Raw genomic sequence first — 18,269 nt, forward strand, 5'->3', positions numbered from 1 at the left:
AATATGACCCTCGATCGTGCCGTTTTGATGTTCGCCGGCTTTATGGTGCTGGCCTCGCTGGCGCTCGGCTACTTCGTTTCGCCTTGGTGGTATCTGCTCACCGCCTTCGCCGGCTTCAACATGCTGCAGGCGTCGGTGACCGGCTTCTGCCCGGCGGCGATGCTGTTCAAGAGGCTCGGCTGCAAGTCGGGCATCGCTTTCAAGTAACGTGCATACCCGCGTGCCCCGGCACGCGGGTTGACCGCTTCAAGATTTTCCAGCTTTCCGGGTTTCCTATGTTCCGTTCTTTTCTTCCGGCAGCCATGGCGGCTGCGGCCGTCACAGTCTCGCAAGCGACCTTCGCAGCCGACTTCGTGGTGCGCGCCACCACCGTCGTCGAGATGAAGGCCGTGTTCGGCGAGGTTGAGAGCCGTACCGTCGTGCCTGCGCGCGCCCGCATCGGCGGAACCATCCGCGAAATCCGCATCAGCGAGGGCAGCGAGGTCAAGGAGGGCGACGTCATCGGCGTGGTCGTCGACGACAAGATCGCGCTCCAGCTTGCCGCCGCCGACGCAAAAATCGCCGCGCTGAAGTCGCAGCTTGCGAATGCGCGCACCGAACTGGAACGCGCCCGGCAACTCGTTACCCAAGGCGTCGCCACGCAGAGCCGGCTTGATGCGGCGCGAACCGCGCTGGAGGTAGCGACCAATCAGGTTGTGGCGGCGGATGCCGACAAGGCAGTGATCGCCCAAGGGGCCCGCGAGGGTGATGTGTTGGCCCCGGCCACCGGGCGCGTGCTTACTGTACCCGTTACAGCAGGCTCGGTTCTCCTTGCCGGCGAAGCGATCGCCCGCATCGCGACCGGCCCCTATTACCTTCGCCTGTCGCTGCCGGAACGGCATGCCGCCGAGATCGCCGAAGGTGCGGCGGTGGAAGTGGAGACGCGCGGCCGGACGCGGGCTCCTGGGACGTCCGAAGCGACTGTCCGCGGCAGAATCGTCAAGGTCTATCCTGAAATAGCCGATGGGCGCGTCATCGCCGACGTCGATGTGTCGGGCGTCGGCAGCTATTTCGTCAACGAGCGTACCCTGGTCTCGATCCCGGTCGGCAAGCGTTCCGTTCTTGCCGTGCCACCGAACGCGGTGACCTCGCTGCACGGCATAGACTACGTCCGGCTTGCGGCAGCGGCCGGGCCGGTGGACGTCGCCGTCATCCTCGGCGCGACCTTCGAAAGCCAAGGCGAGACGCTCGTCGAGATCCTGACCGGCCTGAAGGACGGCGACCGGATCGTGCTGCCATGAAGGGCCTCGGCATCGCCGGCGGGCTGACCCGCGCTTTCATCGCCTCCCCCCTGACGCCGCTATTCCTGCTTGCAGCGCTTGCGCTCGGGCTGATCGCGCTGGTCACGCTGCCACGTGAGGAGGAGCCGCAGATCTCAGTTCCGATGGTGGACATCCACGTCGCCGCCAACGGCCTCAGGGCGGAAGATGCCGTCAAGCTGGTCACCGAGCCGCTGGAGACCATCGTCAAAAGCATCGACGACGTCGAGCATGTCTATTCCCAGACCGAGGACGACGGTGCGCTGGTCACAGCCCGCTTCGAAGTCGGCACCGATGCCGATGCGGCAGTGCTCAGGGTGCGCGAGAAGATCGGCGCCAACATGGACCGGATTCCGGTCGGCATACCCGAGCCCCTGATCGTCCGCCGTGGCATCGACGACGTGGCGATCGTGGTCGTCACCTTGCGCCCCACTGCGGAAACGGCGGCACGATGGACTGCCAACGGTTTGACCCGGCTGGCCCGCGAGTTACAGGTCGAGGTCTCGAAACTTCCCGATATCGGACTCACTTACATCGTCGGCGAACAGCCGGAAGCGATCGAAGTCGAACCCGATCCCGAGAAACTGTCGCTTTACGGCATCACGCTGCAGCAGCTCGCCGCCAAGATAGACGGCGCCAACCGGTCGTTCCGAGTAGGCACAGTGCGCGAAGACGGCCAGCAGCGGGCGATCGTGGCCGGCCAGACCCTGCGCGATCTGCCTGAGATCAGCAATCTTCTTCTTACGGCGCGGGACGGCCGCCCCGTCTACGTGCGCGACGTCGCTAAAGTTGTGCTGGCGACGTCGCCGGCAGAAAACCGTGTCACCGACATCAGCCGAGCCGATAGCGGCTTCGTCCGGACGCCGGCGATCTCGCTCGCCATCGCCAAGCGGCCTGGAACCAACGCCGTGGTCATCGCCGAGGAGATTACCAAGCGCCTCGAACAGGTGCGCGGCCAGATCTTCCCAAAAGATGTCGAAATGACGGTTACGCGCAACTATGGCGAGACCGCCAACGAAAAGGCGAACGAGCTTCTTTTCCATCTCGGCCTCGCCACGGTCTCGATCGTTGTGCTGGTGGCGATCGCCATCGGCTGGCGCGAGGCGCTCGTGGTGGCTGTCGTGATCCCGACGACCATCCTGCTGACGCTCTTCGCCTCGTGGATCATGGGCTACACGCTCAATCGCGTCAGCCTGTTCGCGCTTATCTTTTCGATCGGCATCCTGGTCGACGATGCCATCGTGGTCATCGAGAACATCGCCCGGCATTGGGCGATGCGCGACGGCCGTTCGCGCGTGCAGGCGGCCATTGACGCCGTGGCCGAAGTCGGCAATCCGACGATCGTGGCCACGCTGACGGTGGTAGCCGCACTCCTGCCGATGCTGTTCGTGTCGGGCATGATGGGGCCTTATATGAGCCCGATCCCGGCCAACGCCTCGGCTGCGATGGTGTTCTCCTTCTTCGTGGCCGTCATCCTCACGCCATGGCTTATGGTCAAGATCGCGCGGAAAGACGCTTCCGCTGGCCACGGCCACACGCAAGACGCGGACGGCGGACGACTGGGGCGACTTTACGTTGCGGTTGCCGGACCGATCCTCAAGAGCCGGGCACGCGCATGGATTTTCCTGCTCCTCGTCGGCACGGCCACGCTCGGCTCGCTGGCCCTGTTCTACACCGAAAATGTAGCGGTGAAGCTTTTGCCTTTCGACAACAAGGCAAACCTGCAGGTCGTGCTCGATCTGCAGAAGGGCTCCTCCGTGGAGGACACCGATCGGACGCTGCAGGAAATGGTCGGGCGACTTGAGACCGTGCCGGAGGTCGTCTCGTTCCAGACCTACGCCGGCACTTCCGCTCCGTTCGACTTCAACGGACTGGTGCGCCATTACTATCTGCGTTCCGGCCCCGAGCAGGGCGACATTGCCGTCAACCTCCTGGCCAAGGGCGAGCGCAAGCGCGCGAGCCATGCCATTGCCCTAGACATCCGCGAGCGCCTAAAGGGGCTCGCCCTTCCGAAAGGCGCGGTGGTCAAGGTGGTGGAGCCGCCGCCGGGACCGCCGGTGCTCGGCACGCTGCTAGCGGAAATCTATGGTCCTGACGCTGAAACCCGCCGCGCCGTCGCCGCAAAGGTGCGCGAGGCGTTCGCCAGCGTGCCGTTCATCGTCGATGTCGACGACAGCTACCACAACCGATCCGAGCGCGTGCGCGTCTCCATCGACCAGGACAATCTGGAATTCTACCGGGTCGAGCAGTCGGACGTCTACGAAACGCTGAATGCGCTCTATGCCGGCAAGACTGTCGGCTACTCGCATCGTGGCGGCGGGCGCCAGCCCATCCCGATCCGCGTCACCCTTGCCAAGAGTGATTCCGTGGTCAACGAAAGCATGTTGACGACCCCGGTGCCGGCCAACGCCTTGCCCGGCGGGCGTGACGTGGTGGAACTCGGCGACGTCGTCTCGGTGTCGCGAGAGCCGGCTTCGTGGCCGATCTTCCGTCACAACGGCCGGGCCGCGGAAATGGTGATGGCGGAACTTGCCGGTGCCTATGAAGCGCCGATCTACGGCATGCTGGCAGTCGACAAGGCCATCGCCAAGATCGACTGGGGCGCTCTGCCCATGCCGGCGGTCGCACTGCATGGCCAGCCCGACGACGAGACCCGCGCGACGCTGCTGTGGGACGGAGAATGGGAGGTGACCTGGGTGACCTTCCGCGACATGGGCGGCGCCTTTATGGTGGCTATCCTGGGCATCTACATACTGGTGGTGGCCCAGTTCGGTTCGTTCAGGCTTCCGCTGGTCATCCTGACGCCGATCCCGCTCACCTTCATCGGCATCATGCTCGGCCATTGGCTGTTCGGCGCACCTTTCACGGCGACCTCGATGATCGGCTTCATCGCGCTCGCCGGCATCATCGTGCGCAATTCGATCCTGTTGGTCGACTTTATTCGGCACACCGGCGGTATCGACCGTCCCCTTGCCGACGTCCTGCTGGAGGCCGGCGCAATCCGCTTCAAGCCAATCCTGCTAACCGCGCTCGCGGCAATGATCGGCGCGGCCGTGATTCTTACCGATCCCATCTTCCAGGGCTTGGCCATCTCGCTGCTTTTCGGCCTCGCCTCGTCTACCGCCCTTACCGTGCTCGTCATCCCTGCCATCTACATTGCACTGCGGGGCGAGCGCCGCGACCAAGCCAAGCTCAAATCCGTGGTTGAAAACATCTGAATGCGACGCTTGTGCCGTTCGACCCCGTGACATTGCTTGCCCGGCCTGAGACGCCTCGCTTTGATCGCGAGGCGATTCAAAATCGGCCGCAGGACAGATTGCGCCGGCTCCCCGTGAATTGACGTCGATCAAGGCTCGCCCGGACAGAACATGCTCGGGTGATGAACAGGCCCGTGTCGGGCACGCATTTCACTGGAGGTTCAAATGTCGAGATCATGGATTGGAGCAGCTCTCGCGACCGTGGCTGTCGTCACCTTGATGACCGGTCCTGCCGCCGGCGACGATCGCGGCTGGTGGCCGCACTGGGGCTGGGATCGCATGATGGGCGACGATTGGGGTCCGGGCATGATGGGATGGTGGTGGGGTTCGGACGGCGTGGTCGAACGCGTCGACGGGCGGCTTGCCTACATGAAGACCGAACTCAAGATAACGTCCGAACAAACAGCGGCATGGGATGCGTTCGCCGCTGTCGTTCGAACGTCGGTAAAGGCGCATAATGACATGATGCGCTCGGGAGCCGAAGAATTCGAAGACGGAGCGTTGTTCGACAAGCCCCTGCCCGAACAGTTGGCATTCCGGATCACGCGGATGGAGGCACACCTGGCGCAGATCAAATCCGTCAAGGCAGCCGTGGATGAGCTTTACGCCGTTCTCACGGATGAGCAGAAGGCCGTCGCTGACGATGTCGTTCTTCCGTTAACGGGCCTTGGGATGGGCCGCGGCCAGGGTCGGTATATGATGCAGTAGCGAAAGGCTGCGTGAGCGCAAGAGCGGGCTTTGAATAGCCTTACATGGACGGCAGCGCCGATGAGTGCATAAGTTGTCCGCCATGTGGACGCAGATCGTCACCCATTGGCCTCATATACTCGCGGTCGCTTCGACCTTGATCGCAACGGTCGCCGCCGCGCATGCCGCAATGACGAAAGACGAAGTGCGCGCTGCCATCGGCTGGGTCGGCGTCATTCTGCTGTCGCCGCTGATCGGCGCGCTGCTCTATGCCGTTGCCGGCATCAACCGCATCAGGCGCGTCTCGATTGCCGCGGAACGGTCCGCGGCCGGTCACGAGGTGCTGGAACATCCGCGCTTCGATGCAACCTCCGACGGCGTCGCCAGCTGCTTCGGCAAGCGGTTTGCCGCGCTGAAGATCGCAGGCGACCGGATAACCCACCATGCGCTGACGACGGCGAACGCCATCACCAAGCTGGATACCGGCGACGACGCCTACGCCACGATGATCGCGGCAATTTCCGCCGCACGGCGCAGCGTCGTCCTGGAGACCTACATTTTCGACCGTGATCCGATCGGGTTGCGTATTGCAGACGCCTTGATCGATGCAGCACGGCGTGGCGTCGCGGTGCGCGTGCTGATCGACGCGGTCGGTGCGCGCTATTCCGTTCCCAGCATCGTCGGTCATCTGAGCGAGGGAGGCGTCACCACCCGCGTGTTCAATGGCCGCATCATCACCGGCCTTCGGCTGCCCTACGCCAATCTGAGAACACACCGGAAGATCCTTGTGGTGGACGGCGCCATCGGCTTCGTCGGCGGGATGAACATCCGGCAAGGCTTCACCGCGGAATTTGCCGGGGCTGACATGGCGCACGACACGCATTTCCGCATTGAAGGGCCCGTGATCGCAGATATCTTCTCGGTTGCGGCGGAGGACTGGTATTTCGCCAGCGGCGAACGGTTGCATGGCGATGCCTGGAGTATCGCCTCCGAATCTTTCGGCGAGCCCGGTTCCCCCGTCTTCATTCGCACCCTTCCTTCCGGCCCCGATGCGAGCCTCGAAGCCAACCACAAGATGCTTATGGGCGCCTTCTCCGTCGCGCGCCGCTCCATCCGCATCATGTCGCCCTACTTCCTGCCCGACCGTGAACTGATCAGTGCGCTGACGACCGCTGCCCGGCGCGGGATAGACATCGACATCGTGGTGCCGTCCGCAAACAATCTCCTTCTCGTCGACCGTGCGATGACAGCCCAGTTCGATCAGGTCGTTCGGAGCTATTGCCGGGTCTGGCGCACGCAGGGACCTTTCGACCATTCCAAGCTGCTTGTCGTCGATTCCGTTTGGGCCTTCGTCGGCTCTTCCAACCTCGATCCGCGCTCGCTGAGGCTTAACTTCGAAATCGATCTCGAAGTGCTGGACGCCGATTTCGCCGCCAGGATTGAACGGCAGATCGAGGCCGCGATCGGCTCGGCTGTAGAGGTAACTTTGGAAAGTTTGCGCGCCAGACCGTTCCTGGAACGTCTGATCGACCGTTTATTGTGGCTCGGATCGCCTTACCTTTGACGGACAGGCCGTGCTTCATCTACCGATTGCAGTGGAATTCGCCGATACCCAGATACAAAGGCAAGCTATGAGATTCAGGCGCAGGATCGACAAGGAGGCGAAAACGATTATGCACAGGTTCGGCCCCACGAGGGTCCTCGAACAGCTTCGAATGCGTCGGCAGCGCGCCGGACAATCGCCGACCGCGGCGGGCATGGGCGAGCCGGGCATGCTGGTGGCGTCCTACAATGTCCACAAATGCGTCGGCGCCGACGGAAGGTTCGACCCTGAGCGAACCTTCAGGGTCATTCACGAAATAGATGCCGACGTCATAGCCCTGCAGGAGGCCGACAGGCGCTTCGGTAACCGGGAGGGCTTGCTCGACCTCGCCCGTATCGAGCGCGAAACTGGTCTCGCGCTCGTGCCTGTATCAGGAAACATGCTAACACATGGCTGGCATGGGAACGTTCTGCTTTTCAGGCGTGGCGTCGTCCGCGACGTTCATCAGATCTCCCTTCCGGGGCTGGAGCCGCGAGGCGCGATCGTCGCTGAACTCGAACTGGAAGCCGGCGGCGCCGTCACGATCATCGCGGCGCATTTCGGGCTTCTTCGCCGTTCTCGCACCCATCAGGCGCGGTTGATACAGGAAATCATGAACGCCCGTGACGAGGTGCCAGCATTGCTGATGGGCGATCTCAACGAATGGCGACTCAACGGACGTTCCGCGCTCCACACATTCGACGCCGCATTCGGTCCACTGCCGGCGGCCGTTCCCAGTTTCCCCTCCCGATTGCCTCTCCTGGCACTCGATCGAATGATCGCAAACCGCAAGGACATCCTCTCGCCCATCATGGCCCACGACACGCCGCTGGCACGTCTGGCATCCGATCACCTGCCGATCAAGGCATATGTCAGGCTCGCATCCACGCGCCGAACGTCCACCGGGGTCGAATTCGAGGCAGCTTGAGAAGGGTTCGACCCTCCGATCCCTGTAGCGAGCGACGAACCGGAGAATGATCAGGATCAGGATGGATTTTGGCCGTTCCGCTCATTTGGGAGCATGAATCTGGCCTCGAAGCCGTCTTGGCGCCCTTCTCGCGGAGAGATCAATTCGATCCGTCCGCCAACGCCGGAAGCGATAGTGTTGGCGATGGTGAGCCCGAGGCCGGCGCCCTCCCCCTGCGCGCAGCCTCGCTCGAAAGGCTCTGCCAGGCGGAAAAGCACGGCCGAAGGAACTGCGGTTCCTGCGTTCAGAACCCGCAGCACGCCATCCGCCGACAAAGCGACGCGCACCGGTTCCTGCCGCGAGCCGTGCTTCAACGCATTCTCGATCAGGTTCCGCGCCAGGATCGCGAATGCGTCGGCGTCGATGCCGGAGAACACCATAGCGTCAGGCAGGGACAATTCGATACGCTTGGGATCGTCCATCGCCATTTCGTCGACCAGCACTTTCAGCACGGCTGCGACATCCACTGGATTGGCTGCCTGAAGCCGGCCTCCTTCGGCCTTTGCAAGCTGCATCAGTTTCTCTGACAACCTGGAAAGCCGCCGCAAAGCCGTCTCGATGTGTCGCGCCCTTTTGCGGATAGCCTCGTTCGGCGCCTCGGCGATCAGCCGCTGCGTCTGCGCCAGCGCCGCGGCCACCGGCGTCCGCAGTTCGTGTGCGGAGTTGGCCGTGAAGCTTCGCTCTGCTTCCAGCGTGCGCCTGAGTCGCTCCAGCAGGTGGTTCACCGCCATTGCGATCGGCCGAATTTCAGATGGCAGGCCATCGGCCGGGACTGTCGTCAAATCGCCGCCGCCGCGCGCCTCTATACCCGAACGGAACGTCCTGATCGGCGCCATAGAAACCCGTACGACGATCCAGACACCGAACAGGCTGAGAGGAATGACCAGGCCGAGCGGGAGTGCCAACCCCAGCAGAACCTCCTCGGCCACCGCACGCCGATGGGCGAGCGGTTCGGCCACGGCGATCGTGACCGTACCACGTAAAGCAGCATCGAAATAAATGCGGTGGGTCGCCGTTTCGGCAAAGCCCATGCTGGCGAAAGGCGGAAAGACCGCGAGGTCGGCATTGTGGGACCGCAACAGCACCTTGCCCTCGGAATCCCGGACGATATAGGTGAAATATTCGTCGTGCTGGCGCAGTGTTGCCACACGCTGCCCCGCATCATCGTCGCCATCATGATCACGACCGATGATGTCGAGCACAGCCAACGGCAGAATGCGCTGCGCCGTTTCTTCGAGCGCGCTGTCGAAAACTTCGTTCATCTCATGGCGCAGCTTGTGCGCCGTTACTGCTGCCGCGACCGCCCACAGCAGCGCCACCCCCAACCCGAGCCACAGCGAAAGCCGCCATTGCAGACTTCTTGGCCGCATCATCCGGCTTTTCCAAGCCGGTAGCCGATACCGCGCACCGTATCGACGACCGAATGCCCCAGCTTCTTGCGCAAGCGGCTGACATGCACTTCTATCGTATTGCTTTCCACCTCGGCGCCGAAGGCATAGAGCCGCTCCTCAAGCTGCGCCTTGGATATGACCTGGCCTGGGCGCTGGACGAATGCCTCTAACAGCGCCCATTCGCGCGCGGTCAGATCGACCGACCGGGCGCCGCGCATGACCGTCCTGGCCGCGAGGTCGATCTGCAGGGCGCCGATCTCGACGAGCGGGTTCGGATTGCCGCTGTAGCGCCGCGCCACAGCGTTCAACCGTGCCGAAAGCTCCGAAAGGTCGAACGGCTTGGTCATGTAATCATCCGCCCCGGCGTTAAGGCCCAAGATACGGTCCGAGATCTGGTCGAGTGCCGTCAGGATGATCACAGGCGTGGCGCAGCCCTTCATGCGCAGGTTGCGCAGGAAGCCAATACCATGTCCGTCCGGAAGCATCATGTCCAACAGAATGAGGTCGTAGGTTGCGCTGAGGTGATGGTCCGCGGCCGCGTCGAGCCGCGTCACCCAGTCGACCGAATGGCTGGACGCGACGATGTGATCACGCACTGCCGCGCCCAGGATGGCGTCGTCTTCGACCAGAAGGATTCTCATGAAGGGCCATCCTCTTCTTCACTGCACAATTGCCACTGAATCCTGTCAGTAAGCTGACGAAATCATTCCGCGGCTTCAGCCATTCGTCAGCGAAGACTGCCATCATCCCTACAGTGACAAGTGGAGCAAGGACAAACGATATGAGAAAACGCGCACTGACGGCGGCTGTGTTTCTCGTGTTTGCAGGATCAGACGCGGCAGTTTCGGACGACGATTGCCACCTTGCGATGAATCAGTGGCAGCCGCGCGATGCAGTGCAGAAGATGGCCGAGGCTCGTGGCTGGACCATACGCAGGATCAGAGCCGACGATGGCTGCTACCAGATCAAAGGTACTGACGAAAACGGTCGCGATATCAAGGTCAAGGTGGATCCCGGCTCGCTGGAGATCGTCAAGATGAAGCGCGACGGTCTCAATGACGATGACGAAAACGGCGCCGACCAGCCAAGGGCTGCGCCCACGTCCCCTTCCAACGGGCTCTTCACCAACAAGGGTGCCCCGAAAGCAAAAGTGAAATGACAAGCAGCCTCCTTTCCATCGTGACGATGACTGTCCAAAGGTGAACAAGATGCAGGAAAAACGGACCATGCCCACCAATTCCACTCGCTATTCGAAAACCATGATTGTCATTCACTGGGTGACCGCGCTGGCCGTGCTCGGCGCGTGGCTGACCTCGGAAGGCGGCCGGCAAGTAGCCGAAGATCCGCCGCTGCTGCATTTCTCGCTTGGGCTGGCGGTGCTCGTGCTGGTCGTGCCCCGCCTGATCCTGCGGCTCGCGGGTGGAACGCCCGATGTGGAGCCGCAGGGCGGTTGGCTCGGCGCGGCCGCCAAGGCCGGTCATGCAGTGCTCTACCTGTTTCTGATCGCCCTGCCGCTGACAGGCTGGTACGCTGCCTCACGCCTCGGTGTGCAGGTCTCCTTCTTTGGTCTGCACCTTCCCGCCATCGCCGCCCATGTGCAGGGCGCACCCGGCCTGATCGCCGATCTCCATGAAAACGCCGGCACCGTGATCCTCTATCTCGCCGGGTTGCACGCGCTGATGGCGATCTGGCACCAGTTCGTCCTGCGCGACGGCACGCTCCAGCGCATGAGCCTGCGCTGAACCGATTGCACATGGAGAGGTTCGGCGCGGGCAGCTCGGCGTCGTCGCACAGGACCTGGCTGCGGAACTCGCGGCGGCGCTCCACGCCAACACCTCGAAGGGCGCCGTCGTCAGCCAGGTGCTTCCCGGTTCCGGCGCGGATGCGGCAGGCTTGGTGCCTGGCGACGTGATTCTGTGCGTCAACGGCGAAGACGTGGCGGACGCCGACGAGCTGCGCCGCTTGATCGGCAACCTCGCGCCGCACGCGAAGGTCCATATCACCGCCCTTCGAGACGGGAGAAGGATCGATCGTGACGCGGACGTATCAATGAAAATAAGCGAGCCGGCCCTCTACCATGGCAGAGGACTTCTCGAATCGGTCTTGCTGGCCAAAGTGACGCCCGGATCACCCGCCTACGGCAAGGTCCTAGGCGCCGCTGTGGTATCCGTCGACCCGGATAGTGCTGCGGCGAGCAGTGGGCTTATGGAAGTTGACGTCATCGCGACAATTGACCGGAAGCCGATAGGCGGCCCTGAGCAGGCTGTACGCATCGCGGCCGACCATGCGGGCCTGCTTCTCCTCGGAATCTACCGAGATGACCAGATGCACTTCGTCGTGGTTCGCCGCGGGAACAGTTGATACCGCGCAACAGATCCTGTGCAGCTTCTGCCCAAGCATACACGGACGGCAAATTCTCATCCCGACGGACGGTTCAAAAACCGCTCAGAGGGAAAAGGCGACGATGCCGTGGCGCTGGGAATCTTTGCGTCAAGGTCACCTCACCAGACTTGACCAGGATCAATGATGTGTCGGCCTGTGGCCGATAAATGGAAAAGGACGAAAAGGCCGCACAAAACCTCAGGACGGGAAAATGATACTGCCAAATGACACCACAGTTGCCGTCGTCGATGGCGAGAAGTTGCGCCTGTTCCGCAACAAGGGCGTCGAACCGCGCATCCAGTTGGTCGAAGAAGCCGTGGCTGGCGTTCAGCCAGCCAATCAGGGCTCGGGCGCACGGCATCGCAGCACGTCTGCCAATCCCGACCGGTGGCGACTGGAGGAAGACGACTTCGCGGCGAGCGCGGCAGCATACTTGAATCGACTGATGCTGGACGGGGAAATCGTCTCGCTGTTTGTCATCGCCGATCCACGGACGCTGGGGGAATTGCGAAGCCACTTCCATGACAGGACTAGGAAAAATCTGATCGGTGACCTAGCCAAGGATTTCACCAGCGGCAGCATCGAGACGATCGAGGCTGCGCTCGCCAGAGCTTGATTCGTTCGGCCGTCCCAAAAAACGACATCGACGCAGTTCGTACGGAGACACTCCCATGTACACGCACGTCCTTATCCCCACCGACGGCTCAGAGCTTGCCCAAGTTGGCGTCATTCACGGACTGTCGCTCGCCAAAGAGCATGGTGCACGGGTCACAGCGATGACGGCGACGGAAGCGCCCGGCGGGCAGTTCGCCTATTCGTGCGACCCTGTGGACACCCGGCGAGGCAGAAATGGCGGCTTATGAACGAGACTAATACCGAGATGCCGAAGCGATCCTCGCCCCCGTGAAGGCGAGCACCGAGCGACTGCGGCTGGAAATCGAGACCATCCACGTGCCGGATCGCCGGGCAGCGCCAGGCATTCTCGACACTGCCCGCAAATGCGGTTGCGACGCCACCGTGATGGCCTCGCACGGTCGCACCGGCATGAGCCGGGTCATGCTGGGCAGCCATACCGCGGAAGTACTGACTCTGGCCGATATTCCTGTCATTGTGTTTCGCTGAAAGCGAGTATGCAGGGGCCAAAGGTTGCATTCGATCCTGCAGGCCGGGCAAGCACATGGTCCGACGTAGCGCCGGAATCCTCGCATATCGCTGGAAAGGCCCGAGACTGGAAGTCCTTCTCGGTCATCCGGGCGGGCCATTCTGGAGCCGACGCGATCAAGGCGCCTGGTCCATCCTGAAGGGTGAGTACGAGGAAAGCGAAAATCCAGAATCGGCTGCGCGACGTGAGTTCACCGAGGAGTCGGGATGGACGTTGTCAGTGCCGCTGGAGTCGCTCGGCGAGATCAGGCAACCCAGCGGGAAGATCGTCACCGCATATGCCGCCGAAGCGGATTTCGACCCGGCGACGCTGCGCAGCAATGTATTCGAAATGGAATGGCCGCCGGGTAGCAAAAGGGCGCAGTCGTTTCTCGAGATCGACCGTGCGGCTTGGTTCGAATTGGCGGAGGCCGGCATGAAGATCATTCCTGGTCAGGTCGGTTTTCTCGATAGGCTCGTGGCCGGGCCCGCGGGTGGGTGCGACCGAGGTCGGTAAGCATCAGACAGAATATGTTCGACCCTCATTGCTCCGGCGTTCTTCTGGCCAAGCTGGCATATCCGTCGGCGAAGCCGGTCCGGAACTAGAGTGCTTGAGATGACATACGAATCTGCGAGCGCCAGTCGCATAGGGGCGTGGCGATCTAGGCAAAGTTTGCCCAAGATCGTCTCGCGTCGTGTTCGGAGAGGTCTATGGACAGTGAGACTGGGACTTGACGCCACCTCCAGATCTGGGCACAGAGGTGATGCACAAATTGTGGCGAGGCCGCTCTGGCAAACTGAATTTCGCAGCGGGATCAATGATCTAGCTGGGAGGTGGTGTTTTACTGGCTGCGAATCCAGGTTCCCCAGCCAAGCCTCATTCATCAAACAAATAAGTCACTTAGGTAAAAATAGGAACTGACGTGTATGACATCCATGTAGATGATTTACATAGTAATTGCGCCCGATAGTATTGTAGCGCTCACGCGTCTCTTCCAGTATCTGTTTCAATCCGCTTGTCCGGCTTATCGTCACAAACCCCAACTCATCTGTATAGATGAGGGAGCATGGATTACTTCAAACTTGGTAGCTGTAAACACTCCCTGACCAAGCTCGACAATGTGCAGGCTGGCCTCTTCGATGCCAGATCCGGAAAACAACCTGGCGCCGTGGGTCTCACGGGGGAATTCGCCGAATAACCGGCATACCGAACCGGTGACCAGTCAACTACTCAGATGGCAAAAAGCACCGTTGCGAGCCGTGGCCGCGTTCAGCGCATCGGCTTTGTTACGCTCCGATTAGAACAAGTAGATGCGTGCAGGTGTGGCGGTCAGACATGTCATAGATATGTCGGCCCTAAATGGCTAGCACACCGACGACAACCCGCGCTTCGCAATAGAAGCCTGTTTTCACGCCTGCGATATATCCTTTCAGGGAATGCAGTCATCCGAATTGATTGAAGGACATCCACAGAGGAAAGGAAATAAGATGCTCCGTCGGGGATGACTGGGGCGAAACATGAGCGAAGGCGAAGCGTGGTTTTGTGCCATCGGGGGTGAGCAAAAAGGACCCTTCACTAGAGAGCAAGTGCAAGGGCTTCTGGCAGCGGGCAGCATAGACGCCCACACAAAAGTCTGGTCGGCCGATCTTGCCGAATGGACGTCGCTTTACCTGACCGCCTTGAGGCCGCTTCTGGGGGATGGCCCGGTCATACCGCCTAGCCTGCCGGTACAGGAGTCAAAATCCCCCGTGGAGGCGCAGGAGAATGTGCAGCCCGCCCTGACTGGCGCAAGCGAAGGTGCCAAGGTCTATCCCCTGCGCGACAACAGGGTGTTGAGCAAGGCCCTCTGCTGGCTGTTATGGTTCTACGCAGCCGTCTCGATCTTTACCGGTATAAGGATTCTGCGCGCGCCGGGTGGCATCGTCGGCAAATACACGACCTCGAAAGCGTTTGAAAACGACAGCTTCCTGCTCGCAATGGCAGGAATCGGCCTCCTGATCGTGGCTGCTGTCTTCCTGTTCTGGAAATACCGTTCGACCGAGAACCTGTTCCGCCTCCGCGGTCCCCAGACGATCACACCGGCAGGTGCCGTGTACTGGTACTTCGTTCCCGTTGCCTTCCTGTGGAAACCCTATGAGGCAATGCGAAACCTCTACCGAGGATACGGTGCCCAGGCTTCGACATCGCTGGTGCTGCCGTTGTGGTGGCTGCTGTTCTGGGCCTCGAATCTGGCCGCGGTATTGAGCGGAGCGATTTTCCCCGAAACTCCACAAACCCTTTCCCAGGCACAAGCCTACGTGTGGTGGGATGTTGCGAGCTATGCGCTGGAAGCGATTGGAAGCTATGTCGCGGCCATGCTGGTCAGTTCGATCTCCCAAGCCGAAGAAAAAGCGCTTCGCCCAGCCTGACGAAAGGGATCGACCTGGAAAACGGAGATAAGGGAGGCGAAGGGCCATCAATGTGGGACCGAAAGCCAGGCGGATCCTATCCGCTACAGAGCAATGCACCTCCCCAACTTCGGGATCGCAGCGCCCTCAGGCTGCGCTCAACGAGAGGCCAGTCCGAGCCAGCCCGTCGGCTGCTTGCGGCGTCAGCACTATGCGTAGTGGCTTTGTCCGGAACGGCCTGCACCACACATGAGGAATGGGTGGCAGAATGTACACGTTTCGCTGTCCACCCCGATGAGGGCGAAGGTGCGGGCGTAGCCTTTGCAGATATCAACAAGGCCATGGCGGTGGATGCCTGCGAGCGTGCTTTGGCAGGCGGCGCCGATGCCAAGCTGAAATTCCGCTACTCCCGGGCTTTGCTGGCAGGAACCCCGACGGCGGATGAAATTCAAAAGGCTGTAGTCAACGCCAGAGAGTCCTTCGACGGCGGGTACAAAATCGCTGGCATTACTTTGGGCCATATGTATCAGCAGGGCCTCGGGGTGCCGCGCGACGAAGCCGAAGCCCTGCGCTTCCAGCTAGCGGCCGCCGAAGCCGGGTCCAGCTCCGGAAAGTTCAGCGCCGGAGCCCTGCTGCTTCAAAACGGACCGGATGCTGCTGCACGCGCCAGGGGTATAGCGCTTCTCGAAGAAGCTGGAGAAAAATACCCTGACGCGCTGATTACGATTGGCGACCACTATCTCGCGGATCGTAGTCTGTCGGAAAATGTCTACAAGGCCGCAGTTGCGTTCCAGAAGGCCGATGCCGCGGGTAACGCGATGGGAGCGTTTCGCCTCGGCACCACCTACCAGATAGAAAACACCGCGATTTATGCGCCAGCGCGAGGACTGGAATACCTGCTCAAGGCGGCAAACGCCGACCTGAAAGAAGCTTATCCTGAGGTTGCGAAAGCCCACTATTTCGCCAGGGGAACCGCGCAGGACTACACCAAGGCGCTGGAGTGGGCGAACAAGGGTGCCGGAGTGGGAAATGCCTATTCTCGATACATGGCCGGCTACATGTATTTCAATGCGCAAGGCACCGACAAAGATGCGCTGAAGGCCGAGTCACTGTTGAAGCAGGCGGCGGAACAGGGGCTGGGGGATGCAAAAAAGCTGCTCGATGACGAAGTCCTCGCCTATGCCGACGCCTTGCGGGCAATGCCGACAACCGAAGCGATGAGCTGCGTCGAAAAACGCAAATCATCTTATGATGAAAACGTCTTCGACTACTACAATATCTGCGATCTCAAGCTGAACGCCGTTGTCTGCAAGCGCATCGTCGCAGGCGAATTCATGAGCATTTTCGATGGCAAGGACCGCGAGCAATGCTCGGTGCGCTCGGTCAATCCAAGATCGTATATCGACCTTCTCTATGGGGCTGGCGAAGACAGTATCCTGCTGCGCAAGATCATCGCCAACACGAGCATTCGCATTGGCGCCTGCCACCCGCCGCTCATTCCGCGGCTGGCGGCGGAAAAGGTTTACTGCGAACAGAAATGAACAGCTCTCAATCGCCGGTGACGTGGTTGAGGAAGGTGTGAACCTCAAAAACGCATTCGCGCGGACTCTTGTCGAATTTCTGGAAGTCTATGCCTGACAGATCGGAAGGTAGTTCAAGGTCGCCTCTTGTCATCAGCATGCATTTATCGCGGCCGAGGCGGCCCCAGACGAAGCCGATTTCCATGATGACGTTCTGTCTTGCCCGCGCGGTGGCGGCATCCTGCCGGTTGACTGCGGAACCGACATCGTCGGGCGTAACCAGAGCGATCGCACCGCGGATATCCCCGGCGACCTTTTCGAACTTCTCCGGCATGCTCATTGTGCCAAGATTGTCCGTCAGCATCACCTTCAGGGCAACGTTCGGGAACTTGCTGTGGAGCAGATCCTTGAGCTCCAGCAACGCGACCTGGTCGTGTCCGTGAATGATGAGGATCGGAACCGCCCTCAAGGCGGAGTGCTCGATAGGGAACGCGCCTGCTGCCGGTGCTTTCATGCCGATGTTGAGAGCGAACTCGCGCAGCCGGATTATCCGGTCGAGCATGTAAGGATAGGACGAGAGCAGGAGCGTGATGTATGCCCAGACTGAATCGTAGAGCCGCCTGCGCTGTTCGACAATCTCATTGAAATCTGTTCCAGGCGCGATCTTGGCGCCAGCCGTAATCATGAGCAGCGCCTGTTCCGCAGAATAGAGATCGCCGGCAGCAAGCAGGCCGATCCGGTCGGCGGTGTAGTGGCAGCTTCTCTTCCACGCACCATGGAAGAAAATAGCCGCCCGGCCGATAACATCCTTGAGGAACCAGTATTGGAAATGCCCTGCCTTGATGTGCCCCAACTGCCGGCCGACGAACATCATGAATTCGCGCGAGGTTGGCTTGGCGGCGAATTCGTCCAGCATTGCAGACGTTATGATGATTACGCCTCGCCGCGTAAAGCGTTTGGCGAGCAGCATCTCGAAAAGCCCGTCGCCCTGCAGGACGAAAACCGTAGGCCGTTCGATCTGGAGGAAGTCGCTGGCGCGCACGATGATGTTGTGGATCTGCGGATACTGATCCTTGGTGACCTCAATGCCATTGCCGTAGATGCGTGTAAGGGCAAGCTTCCACGTGATCCAGAAGAACAGCCAGATGATCCCGACATAGCCGGCCAACGGCAGCAAGACCAGCAGCAGCCGGGGGTTTATCAGAAGCAGCAACAAGGGGATGCCCAGAACAACGATGTTGGCTCCCCAGATGAATTTTATCCAGAATTTCTCCATCGGGTCGCGCAACTGCTCGATGGGAAATGTGCTGCCGGGCGCCGCCTGGGGCAGTGTTATGCTTTCAACCGAACCAAGGGCAATTGCGTCTCGCTTGGTCGAGGTTGGGCTTGCCGGTTGCTGCTGAGGTGCGGCGGTCTTGATCGCAGCAAGCGCCGGTGGGGTCTGCAATGGCGGCGGTGCTGGCGGCTTGCTTTTCAGCAAGCCCTTCAATTCGGTATCTGCCAGCGGAACCCACCCTGCCATGCCTTCCGCCCAGACCAGAGTCTGGTCGCCCGCGCGCCCCTCGGCGATCAGGGCTTGAAGCTGGCCGGTGTCAAACGGGCCATGCTCCTTTCCTGCGAGAACGCAATGCCATCGCTGCACGACCTCGCTCATCGA

At 61.1% G+C, this 18,269-nt stretch carries 18 protein-coding genes; 15 read left to right on the forward strand and 3 right to left on the reverse strand.

Annotated elements, in window-relative coordinates:
- Positions 1–3: 3 nt before the first annotated feature.
- The 6 genes from ASD50_RS13690 (at position 4) to ASD50_RS13715 (ending at position 7,752) form a co-directional block, all read left to right on the forward strand.
- Positions 4–207: a DUF2892 domain-containing protein gene (locus ASD50_RS13690; RefSeq protein ID WP_056242222.1), complete on the forward strand. Its 204-nt coding sequence runs from the start codon at positions 4–6 to the stop codon at positions 205–207.
- A 68-nt stretch (positions 208–275) separates the two neighbouring features.
- Positions 276–1,280 carry an efflux RND transporter periplasmic adaptor subunit gene (locus tag ASD50_RS13695; protein WP_056242226.1) on the forward strand — a complete coding sequence of 335 codons (1,005 nt, stop codon included), beginning with the start codon at positions 276–278 and terminating at the stop codon, positions 1,278–1,280.
- Positions 1,277–4,516, forward strand: coding sequence for an efflux RND transporter permease subunit (locus tag ASD50_RS13700; RefSeq protein ID WP_056242229.1), 3,240 nt, complete (start codon positions 1,277–1,279; stop codon positions 4,514–4,516). The genes ASD50_RS13695 and ASD50_RS13700 overlap by 4 nt, the downstream gene beginning before the upstream one ends.
- A gap of 204 nt (positions 4,517–4,720) precedes the next feature.
- Positions 4,721–5,263, forward strand: coding sequence for a Spy/CpxP family protein refolding chaperone (locus ASD50_RS13705; RefSeq protein ID WP_056242232.1), 543 nt, complete (start codon positions 4,721–4,723; stop codon positions 5,261–5,263).
- A gap of 82 nt (positions 5,264–5,345) precedes the next feature.
- Positions 5,346–6,806, forward strand: a complete 1,461-nt coding sequence (locus ASD50_RS13710; RefSeq protein WP_056242235.1) for a phospholipase D-like domain-containing protein — start codon at positions 5,346–5,348, stop codon at positions 6,804–6,806.
- Between the two features lie 151 nt (positions 6,807–6,957).
- Positions 6,958–7,752 carry an endonuclease/exonuclease/phosphatase family protein gene (locus ASD50_RS13715; RefSeq protein WP_244484527.1) on the forward strand — a complete coding sequence of 265 codons (795 nt, stop codon included), beginning with the start codon at positions 6,958–6,960 and terminating at the stop codon, positions 7,750–7,752.
- 56 nt (positions 7,753–7,808) lie between these two features.
- On the opposite strand, the gene ASD50_RS13720 is transcribed toward ASD50_RS13715, so the two are convergent.
- Together ASD50_RS13720 and ASD50_RS13725 are read right to left on the reverse strand one after the other, a co-directional pair.
- The gene (locus ASD50_RS13720; RefSeq protein ID WP_056242240.1) at positions 7,809–9,164 is read right to left on the reverse strand and encodes a sensor histidine kinase; all 1,356 of its coding nucleotides are present in this window, start codon (positions 9,162–9,164) and stop codon (positions 7,809–7,811) included.
- Positions 9,161–9,823, reverse strand: a complete 663-nt coding sequence (locus tag ASD50_RS13725; protein ID WP_056242242.1) for a response regulator transcription factor — start codon at positions 9,821–9,823, stop codon at positions 9,161–9,163. The genes ASD50_RS13720 and ASD50_RS13725 overlap by 4 nt, the downstream gene beginning before the upstream one ends.
- 140 nt (positions 9,824–9,963) lie before the next feature.
- On the opposite strand from ASD50_RS13725, the gene ASD50_RS13730 reads away from it, so the two are divergent.
- The 9 genes from ASD50_RS13730 (at position 9,964) to ASD50_RS13765 (ending at position 16,633) form a co-directional block, all read left to right on the forward strand.
- A complete protein-coding gene (locus ASD50_RS13730) occupies positions 9,964–10,341 on the forward strand; it encodes a PepSY domain-containing protein (RefSeq protein ID WP_082549657.1) in 378 nt (125 codons plus the stop codon).
- A gap of 49 nt (positions 10,342–10,390) precedes the next feature.
- Positions 10,391–10,924, forward strand: coding sequence for a cytochrome b (locus ASD50_RS13735; RefSeq protein ID WP_244484528.1), 534 nt, complete (start codon positions 10,391–10,393; stop codon positions 10,922–10,924).
- A 4-nt stretch (positions 10,925–10,928) separates the two neighbouring features.
- Positions 10,929–11,543: a PDZ domain-containing protein gene (locus tag ASD50_RS13740; RefSeq protein WP_082549658.1), complete on the forward strand. Its 615-nt coding sequence runs from the start codon at positions 10,929–10,931 to the stop codon at positions 11,541–11,543.
- A 232-nt stretch (positions 11,544–11,775) separates the two neighbouring features.
- Positions 11,776–12,180, forward strand: coding sequence for a host attachment family protein (locus ASD50_RS13745; protein ID WP_056242247.1), 405 nt, complete (start codon positions 11,776–11,778; stop codon positions 12,178–12,180).
- Between the two features lie 55 nt (positions 12,181–12,235).
- On the forward strand, positions 12,236–12,427 hold the full coding sequence (locus tag ASD50_RS24095; RefSeq protein WP_274533325.1) for a universal stress protein: 192 nt from the start codon (positions 12,236–12,238) through the stop codon (positions 12,425–12,427).
- Positions 12,428–12,467: 40 nt separating this feature from the next.
- Positions 12,468–12,686, forward strand: coding sequence for a universal stress protein (locus ASD50_RS24100; RefSeq protein WP_274533326.1), 219 nt, complete (start codon positions 12,468–12,470; stop codon positions 12,684–12,686).
- A gap of 55 nt (positions 12,687–12,741) precedes the next feature.
- Positions 12,742–13,221: an NUDIX domain-containing protein gene (locus ASD50_RS13755; RefSeq protein WP_056242250.1), complete on the forward strand. Its 480-nt coding sequence runs from the start codon at positions 12,742–12,744 to the stop codon at positions 13,219–13,221.
- A gap of 1,001 nt (positions 13,222–14,222) precedes the next feature.
- Complete coding sequence (locus ASD50_RS13760) at positions 14,223–15,113, forward strand: DUF4328 domain-containing protein (protein WP_082549659.1); 891 nt, start codon at positions 14,223–14,225, stop codon at positions 15,111–15,113.
- 320 nt (positions 15,114–15,433) lie between these two features.
- Positions 15,434–16,633, forward strand: coding sequence for a tetratricopeptide repeat protein (locus ASD50_RS13765; protein WP_162252023.1), 1,200 nt, complete (start codon positions 15,434–15,436; stop codon positions 16,631–16,633).
- A 7-nt stretch (positions 16,634–16,640) separates the two neighbouring features.
- Here ASD50_RS13765 and ASD50_RS13770 read toward each other — a convergent pair whose 3' ends face one another.
- Positions 16,641–18,266, reverse strand: a complete 1,626-nt coding sequence (locus ASD50_RS13770; RefSeq protein WP_056242258.1) for a TIR domain-containing protein — start codon at positions 18,264–18,266, stop codon at positions 16,641–16,643.
- Positions 18,267–18,269: the final 3 nt, after the last annotated feature.

It is taken from the genome of Mesorhizobium sp. Root552 (genome assembly GCF_001427285.1).
Taxonomy (GTDB): Bacteria; Pseudomonadota; Alphaproteobacteria; order Rhizobiales; family Rhizobiaceae; genus Mesorhizobium.